Here is a 278-nt window from a genome sequence, read left to right as displayed (position 1 = left end):
CGCTCTCCCAATTCCCTGTCCTGTCCTCCATACTGCATTCGTTCATCAAATCCATTGACCCGAACGATATCTTCCTTCCAGCCAGATGAATTGTGTCCATTCCAGGTTGCAGACGTGGGAGTGAGCGCATTAAGAACAAAGCTTTTAAATCCTTTAGCGTCAATTTTATTATTCTTAAATGAGGATTTCAATCCGTTCCTTTTCAACCAGGCAAGATCAAAACATCTCCCAGTTAGAATATCTTCCTTCTGAATTTTATGCGAAAGATCCATGGATAG

At 41.4% G+C, this 278-nt stretch carries 1 pseudogene; it reads right to left on the bottom strand.

Going from position 1 to position 278, the window contains the following annotated elements:
• Positions 1-278 (bottom strand): annotated as a pseudogene (locus HC176_RS19920) (glycosyltransferase family 2 protein); the annotation flags it as partial.

The sequence above is a fragment of the Tamlana crocina genome, from assembly GCF_012037625.1.
This window is presented reverse-complemented; position numbering and strand designations above follow the sequence as displayed.